Genomic DNA, 7,633 nt, shown 5'->3' with positions numbered 1-7,633 from the left:
TAATAAAGGGTGGTCTTTACCCCGGGGGGGGGGGGCGTTAATTTTGGGGGCCGCCCCCCTTCGCTTTTTCAGGACCGGTATCATGGGGCATGATTAAGCCTTATGAAATCGCGCAGGAGAGAAGAATCGTGCATGTCGGGGAGCGTTTCAACAGCATTACCCACCTCGTCGGCGCCGTGCTGTCGGTGGCGGGTCTTGCAACGCTCGTGACGATGGGCGCGCTCGACGGTGACGCGTACAAGGTGGTCAGCTTCAGCGTGTACGGTGCGATGCTGTTCGTGCTGTATGCTATCTCGACGCTTTACCACAGCGTGCGCAATCCGCGCGTGAAAGCGGTTCTGCAGAAATGCGACCATTCGGCGATTTACCTGCTGATCGCCGGCAGCTACACCCCGTTCACGCTCGTCACATTGCGCGGACCGTGGGGCTGGTCGCTATTCGGCGTAAGCTGGGGGCTTGCCGCTCTCGGCATCGTGCAGGAATTGACGCTGGGGCGACGCACCCGCAGCGTTTCGATGGTGCTGTATGTCTTGATGGGATGGCTCGCGCTCGTTGCCGTCCGCCCGCTGGTACAAGCCTTACCGGCAGCGGGTACCGCCTGGCTCGTGGCCGGCGGAGTCATCTACAGCGCCGGCATCTACTTCTTCATCAACGACGAGCGCATCCGGCACGGACATGGTATCTGGCACCTGTTCGTACTGGCGGGCAGTCTGTGTCAATTCGTCAGTGTCGCGCGCTACGTCGCGTGACACCCCACGGCGGCGAAATGCAACTTAAGGCCAGTCAACGTGTCTGCATAGCGCGTTGAAGCATTCGGCACGCGTTTCCCGCGTGCCGCCGATTTCTCTGCGAACGGAACTGGGCTTCGGCCTCGAACACGCCAAGCGGGTGTGTTCATGCGGCATTTATGCCTGCCGGGCCCATGTGTGCCGTTCGCAAAACTGCATTGCAAAGATCTTTTATGTCTTTTGATTCCCTCGGCTTGTCCGAACCGTTGGTCCGCGCTGTACACGAACTCGGCTACACCACTCCGACTCCGATCCAGACGCAAGCGATTCCCGCCGTGCTCAACGGCGGCGACCTGCTGGCCGGCGCGCAAACCGGCACCGGCAAGACCGCCGGCTTCACGTTGCCGATCCTGCAACGTCTGAACTCCATGCCCGCCGTTGCAACCGGCTCGGGCAAGCGCGCGGTGCGCGCGCTGATCCTCACGCCCACGCGTGAACTGGCCGCGCAGGTCGAAGAAAGCGTGCGAGCCTACGGCAAGTATCTGAAGCTGAAGTCGACCGTGATGTTCGGCGGCGTCGGCATCAATCCGCAGATCGGCGCACTGCGCAGCGGCGTGGATATCGTCGTCGCGACGCCGGGCCGTTTGCTCGATCACATGCAGCAGAAGACCATCGACCTGTCGCATCTCGAGATTCTCGTGCTCGACGAAGCCGATCGCATGCTCGACATGGGCTTCATCCACGACATCAAGCGCGTGCTGGCGAAGCTGCCGCCGAAGCGCCAGAACCTGCTGTTCTCGGCCACCTTCTCCGACGAGATCAAGACGCTCGCCGACAATCTGCTCGACTCGCCGGCGCTGATCGAAGTCGCGCGCCGCAATACGACAGCGGAAACGGTCGCGCAGAAGATTCACCCGGTGGATCGCGACAAGAAGCGCGAACTGCTCACGCATCTGATCAAGCAACACAACTGGTTCCAGGTGCTGGTGTTCACGCGCACCAAGCACGGCGCCAACCGTCTTGCCGAACAACTGACCAAGGACGGCATCAACTCCCTGGCGATTCACGGCAACAAGAGCCAGTCGGCCCGTACGCGCGCGCTCGCCGAATTCAAGGACGGCACGCTGCAGGTACTGGTCGCGACCGACATCGCCGCGCGTGGCATCGATATCGATCAACTGCCGCACGTGGTCAACTACGATCTGCCGAACGTGCCTGAAGACTACGTACACCGCATCGGCCGCACGGGCCGCGCGGGCGCGACGGGCGAAGCGATCTCGCTGGTGTGCGTCGACGAACTGCAATTGCTGAAGGACATCGAGAAGCTGATCAAGCGTCCGGTGCCGCAGGAAGTGATCGCCGGTTTCGAACCGGACCCGACCGCAAAGCCGGAACCGATTCTGCGTCGCGGCCTGGGTGGCGGCGGCGGTGGTGGTGGTCGTTCGCCGCGTCAGGGTCAAGGCGCACCGAAGCGTGACGACGGTCGGCGTGACGGCGCGGGTTCCGCGAAACCGGCGCAGCGCTCGGGCCAACGCCCCGCAAACGGTCAACAGCAGCCGAAGCCGCAGGGCGCGAAGCCGGCCGGCAACGGCGGCCAGCCGCGTCGTGACGGTCAGCGTCACGACGACCGGCCGCGCGCCGTCGCGCATGAAGGCAGCGCCGCGCAGCACGCGCCGCGCAAGCCGCAGGGCGCGAAGCCGCAAGGCGGCAATCCGGGTGCGTTGCTGGGCGGCGCCAAGCCGCGCAACGACGCGCCGCGCGGTGGCCATCCCACGCGCAGCGGCCAGCGCGGCCGCTAAGCGTCGAAACCGCCCACTTGTTCGCCGTAGTCCTTGCGTTTGAGGACTACCGGCCGGCACCGGCTGCGGCTTGCTTCAGGTGCTCGATCTGCTGTTCCCATCGGTCGAGCACCGCCTCTCCCTCCTCTTCCAGCTCGAACGTAATGCCGCTCGTCAGGCGCGCATAACGGACGCTTTGCGCGTCCGCCGTGTCGATCGAACCATGCAGATAGACGAGCCCACTGGCATCGCCAGCGACACTCGCTAGCGGCGTCATGAGCAACTGCACCTGATAGAACGCCTCGTCGCAAACAAAGGTGAGCGCTGCGCGGCCGCTCTGCGCGATGGCGCGCGTCGCCCTGGCTTGCGGCCACAACGCGATGCACAGCGTGCGCGAATCGGGCGCATACAACTCGCCGACGCCGAGCAGCGACGTGCGCACATGGCCATTCGAATCGACGCTCAGCAGCGACGCGGTGAAACCCGTCTTGCTGGCGAGCGACGAACCGTCGAACAACGCGCGCACGGCATCGGGCCATTCATCGAACACGTTCTGTTCGAGCGGACGTTCGGGTGCGGGGGAATCGCTCATGATGTCGATCCGGTGAGAAGTGAGCCAGCCTGCATCATGCCTTGAAAAGCAAATGGCCCGCATGAGCGGGCCATTTGCAACACCAGGCATTTACGCCATGCAATCAGCGAAAGAACACATGCTGCGTGATCTTGGCGAGCGGGTAATGCACGCCTGGCTGAATCCGCGCGGGCAGATCGAGCGGCTTGAGCAGCATCTTCACACACATGTCGGCCGACAGATTGCGCCGCACCAGCGCATTGATCCGCGCCGCGCGCTCGCGGTTATAAGTTGAGTCGTGCACACGCTCCGGATAACGAGTCGCGAAGACGTGGCGCAAGGCAATCTCCGAGTCTTCGTTCTTGATCTCCATGACGCGGCGCATCAGCGCACCCAGCACCGCAAGCCGGCCGTTGCCTTCGATCTTGTTGTACTTCTTGAAGTACTTGAAAAAGTGTTTGTAGTGACGCACTTCGTCGGTGCGGATGTTGTCGGTGATCTGCTTGAGGACCGGCTCGTCCGAGCATTCGCCGATCGCGCGATACAAGGTCGCCGTGCCGGTTTCCACCACGCAGCGCGCGACCATCTCGAGCGCGCGGGTCTTTTCGAAGTCCTCCACTGAACAGGTCAGCGAATACTCTTCCATGAAATTACGAAAGGCCGTGTCCCAGTCGAATTCGGGCCACACGTAAGCGATATACGTCTTGAGCGCGCGGCCATGCTGCAATTCTTCCGGCTCCCACTCCTGGTTGAGCCAGGCCGAGACTTCAGGATCGCCGTTGAAAAACGTGCTGAGATTGCTGGTGTACAGATCGGAGCCGCTTTCGATAAACGAGGACGCGCACAGCAGCAGCAGCAAATCTTCGTTGGCGACGGCCTTTTGCCGATCAATGCGGGTGAGGTCGATGTCCTCGATCCGCCAGGGCATGACATGGTTCAGCTCTGTGTGCATCGTGTCTTGCTCCGAAAGCTGTATCGACTCGCGGAGCATGCTCGAAACCGCCCGCTCTCGGCCGGGCCGGTCCGCCGTGTCTGATACAGCGCCTTGAATTAGAGTTAACCCCTTGTATCTTGCATCTTAGTCGGTGTTTCGCAACTCTGCAGATAACCCAGCACAGACCATGCCGAGCCGCCGCAGTTCCAATTGCGGGATAGTCCAAACATTCGGTCGGACAAAAGCGCGGCGCGCAAGGCACAAAAAAAGCCAGCTCGAAGAGCTGGCTTGAGTCTGTGACGATGCCTCGTCAAGCAGGTTTGGCGGGCACGGCGGCGCTTTGATCAAGCGGCGCGAGGCTCGCGATCAGGCGATCTGAACGCCTTGCATCAGTCGTACGCGACGCATGCGCCAGGCAACGGCTACGAGCGAGAGGCCCGACAGCACCGCGGCGATTAACACGTAGTAACTTGGCGCAAGTTTGTCGCCGGTCAAATGAATGAACGTCTCGACGATCGTGGGCGCGAAGCCGCCGAAAATCGTCACGCCGATGCTGTAACCGATTGAAAGGCCCGTCGAGCGCACCTGCGTCGGAAAGATCTCGGACATCAATGCAGGCATCGGGCCGGAATACGCCGCCTTGAAAATGCCCGCCGTGCCCTGCAACAACAGCAACCACCCGATGGTCGGATGAGACTGCAGCAACGCGAACATCGGATAGATCAGCGTCCCCATCAGAATCGACGTGGTTAGCATGATGCGAATCCGGCCGATGCGATCGGACAACGCGCCCATCACCGGCGAGAGCAGGAATTGCAGGCCGCCGTTGAGCACCACCACGCCGAACGATGCCGCTGCAGGCATGTGCAACTGCTTGACGGCGTACATCGGCATGTAGAGCTGCAGCACATACACGCCCACCGTGGATTGCGCGACGATGCCCACCGCGAGCAGCAAATTGACCCACTGGCTGGCGAACGACGCGTCCTTGTCTTCGCTCACCGTCGAGCGAGCGCCGGCCGCTTCGCGCGCCTCGCGCAGCGCGAGGAACTCCGGCGTCTCGTCGAGATGGGAGCGGATGTAATAGCCCACCGGACCGACCAGCAAACCGAACACGAACGGCATGCGCCAGCCCCAGTCATTCAGTTGCGCGGGCGGCAGCCACGCCGTCAGCAGCGAGCCAAACGCGGCTGCGGTGATCGCGGCGAGCCCCTGGCTCGCGAACTGCCAACTGGCGTAGTAGCCGCGGCGCGACGCGCTATGCTCGACCATGAAGGCGGTCGCGCTGCCGAACTCGCCGCCCACCGCGAAGCCTTGCACGAGCCGCGCGAGCAGAATCAGGATCGGTGCAGCGATACCAATCGACGCATACGGCGGCATCACCGCCATCGTGAAGGTGCCGACCATCATCAGCGCGATGGCGAACGTCAGCGCCGCCTTGCGGCCCTTGCGGTCGCCGTAAATGCCCAGCACAACCGCACCCAGCGGCCGCATCAGGAACGAAATGCCGAAAGTGGCGATGGCGAGCAGCGTGGAGAGCCACTCGTCCTGCATCGGGAAAAACTGTTTGGCGATGATGGTCGCGAAGTAGCCGTAGACCAGGAAGTCGAACCACTCGAGCGCATTGCCGACCGACGACGAAAACACGATCCGCCGCACCATCGCTTTGGAAAGCGGCGCGGACGCGGAATGAGGGGAAGCTGTCGCCGAGGGCGACGCGTGGGTCTGCATGATGTCTCCTGCTCTGTCTGATGCTCGATGCCTGCTGCCTGGCGTGCGGGAAGCGCCGCCGGCAACCGGTGTATTTGATTCGCGCGATGCCTTTGCGAGGGCAGTCGAGAAAGCGCGCCGAGTGCGATGGCCGCTGTATCGCCTCCGCACGCGGCGAAGCGCCGCCTCAGGCGGCACGGCGCGTCGCGCGTGGATGGCTTTCCTAGAACCCCGCAGCCAACCCGTCACGGCGGCTGTCGCTGGCCGCCACATAGCCGCGCTCCGGATCATTGCGATCGAGCTTCCAGATGTACTGGCCGGAGCCGAAGTCCATGTACGGATCGTCGACCGACTTGATCGTATGGCCGAGCTTCTGCAAGGCCTCGGCGGTCTTCGGATCGAGCGTCGATTCGATGTCGATCGTGAAGTCGCGATTGACCTTCCAGCGCGGTGCGTCACACGCGGCCTGCGGCTGCTGACCGTAGTCGAGCATCCGCACGATGGATTGCAGATGGCCTTGTGGCTGCATGTCGCCGCCCATCACGCCGAAGCTCATCACCGCTTCCTGCTGGCCGTTCACCTGCTGCGTGAGGAACGACGGGATGATCGTGTGGAACGGCCGCTTGCCGCCTTCCACTACGTTCGGCGATTTCGGGTCCATCGAGAAACCGCAGCCGCGGTTCTGCATGGCGATGCCGCTATCCGGCACCACGATGCCCGAGCCGAAGCCCATGTAGTTCGACTGGATGAAGCTGACCATCATGCCGCGCTCGTCCGCCACCGACATGTAGATGGTGCCGCCGGCCTTCGGCATGCCGAAATCGAACTGCGTGGCGCGCTTGTGATCGATCAGTTTGGCGCGCGAGGTGAGGTACGCGTCGTCGAGCATCTGCTCGGGCGTGACCTCCATGGAACGCGGATCGGCGACGTAGCGGTAGACGTCGGCGAAGGCCAGCTTCATGGCCTCGATCTGCAAGTGCTGCGATTCGACGTTGTCGACCGCCAGTTCCTTCACATCGAATTTTTCGAGGATGCCCAGTGCGATCAGCGCCGCGATGCCCTGCCCGTTCGGCGGAATCTCGTGCACGGTGTAGCCGCGATAATCCTTGCCGATCGGCTCGACCCAATCCGCGCGGTAGTTGCGCAGATCATCGGCGGTCAGCGCGCCGCCACCTTCGCGGGCGAACGCGGCGATCTGCTCGGCGATCTCGCCTTCGTAATACGCGCGCGGGCCCTGCTCGGCGAGCTTGCGCAGCGTCTTCGCGTGGCCGGGGAAGCGCACCAGTTCGCTCACTTCCGGCGCGCGGCCGCGCGGCATGAAGGTTTGCGCGAAGCCCGGCAGGTCCTTCAGTTCCGGCACGGCGGCCGCCCACTTATAGGCGACGATGCTCGCCACCGCGTGACCGCGCTCGGCGATTTCGATGGCCGGCTCCATCAGGTCGGCGAACGGCAGCGTGCCGAACTTCTGATGCAGCGCTTCCCAGCCGGCGATCACGCCGGGCACCGTCACCGCGTCCCAGCCGCGCTTGGGCTGCTTCGCGAGTCCGTTTTCCTCGCCATATTTGCGCTTGAAGTAGTCGACGTTCCACGCCGCCGGCGACACGCCAGAGGCGTTCAGGCCATGCAGCTTCTTACCGTCCCACACCAGCGCGAACGCGTCGCCGCCCAGCCCGCACGATACCGGCTCGACCACCGTGATGGCGGCTGCTGCCGCGATCGCCGCATCGACGGCATTGCCGCCTTTCCACAGCATGCGCAGTCCAGCTTGCGCGGCGAGCGGATGCGAAGTCGAAACGATGTTGCGCGCGAATACAGGCAGACGCGGCGTCGGGTAAGGGTTTTGCCAGTTGAAGCCAGTCATGTCGAACACTCTCGAAAGCGCGGCCCGGCTTGTGGAAAACGCCGGAAACCA

6 protein-coding genes are annotated in these 7,633 nt (G+C 63.2%); 2 read left to right on the top strand and 4 right to left on the bottom strand.

All coding sequences use genetic code 11. From position 1 onward, the window contains the following. Positions 1-128 precede the first annotated feature (128 nt). Positions 129-749 carry a PAQR family membrane homeostasis protein TrhA gene (gene trhA, locus P0D96_RS37095; RefSeq protein WP_093635539.1) on the top strand — a complete coding sequence of 207 codons (621 nt, stop codon included), beginning with the start codon at positions 129-131 and terminating at the stop codon, positions 747-749. A 212-nt stretch (positions 750-961) separates the two neighbouring features. Beyond that, a complete protein-coding gene (locus tag P0D96_RS37090) occupies positions 962-2,527 on the top strand; it encodes a DEAD/DEAH box helicase (RefSeq protein WP_408181098.1) in 1,566 nt (521 codons plus the stop codon). A gap of 46 nt (positions 2,528-2,573) precedes the next feature. Here P0D96_RS37090 and P0D96_RS37085 read toward each other — a convergent pair whose 3' ends face one another. The 4 genes from P0D96_RS37085 to ggt form a co-directional block, all read right to left on the bottom strand. Next, positions 2,574-3,098 (bottom strand): hypothetical protein, encoded by a 525-nt coding sequence (locus P0D96_RS37085; protein WP_408287733.1) that lies wholly within the window; start codon positions 3,096-3,098, stop codon positions 2,574-2,576. A 103-nt stretch (positions 3,099-3,201) separates the two neighbouring features. Further along, positions 3,202-4,029, bottom strand: a complete 828-nt coding sequence (locus tag P0D96_RS37080; protein WP_012434272.1) for a ferritin-like domain-containing protein — start codon at positions 4,027-4,029, stop codon at positions 3,202-3,204. A 348-nt stretch (positions 4,030-4,377) separates the two neighbouring features. Then, positions 4,378-5,742, bottom strand: coding sequence for an MFS transporter (locus P0D96_RS37075; RefSeq protein ID WP_408181100.1), 1,365 nt, complete (start codon positions 5,740-5,742; stop codon positions 4,378-4,380). A 202-nt stretch (positions 5,743-5,944) separates the two neighbouring features. Continuing rightward, positions 5,945-7,582 carry a gamma-glutamyltransferase gene (gene ggt, locus P0D96_RS37070; protein ID WP_408181101.1) on the bottom strand — a complete coding sequence of 546 codons (1,638 nt, stop codon included), beginning with the start codon at positions 7,580-7,582 and terminating at the stop codon, positions 5,945-5,947. Between the last annotated feature and the right edge of the window lie 51 nt (positions 7,583-7,633).

This window comes from Paraburkholderia sp. RL17-347-BIC-D (assembly GCF_046027915.1).
In the GTDB taxonomy this organism is placed as follows: Bacteria; Pseudomonadota; Gammaproteobacteria; order Burkholderiales; family Burkholderiaceae; genus Paraburkholderia.
This window is presented reverse-complemented; position numbering and strand designations above follow the sequence as displayed.

Coding starts and splice junctions, on each gene's coding strand:
- P0D96_RS37090 (WP_408181098.1), top strand. CDS start 962: ATGTCTTTTGATTCCCTCGGCTTGTCCGAACCGTTGGTCCGCGCTGTA.
- P0D96_RS37085 (WP_408287733.1), bottom strand. CDS start 3,098: ATGAGCGATTCCCCCGCACCCGAACGTCCGCTCGAACAGAACGTGTTC.
- P0D96_RS37080 (WP_012434272.1), bottom strand. CDS start 4,029: ATGCACACAGAGCTGAACCATGTCATGCCCTGGCGGATCGAGGACATC.
- P0D96_RS37075 (WP_408181100.1), bottom strand. CDS start 5,742: ATGCAGACCCACGCGTCGCCCTCGGCGACAGCTTCCCCTCATTCCGCG.
- ggt (WP_408181101.1), bottom strand. CDS start 7,582: ATGACTGGCTTCAACTGGCAAAACCCTTACCCGACGCCGCGTCTGCCT.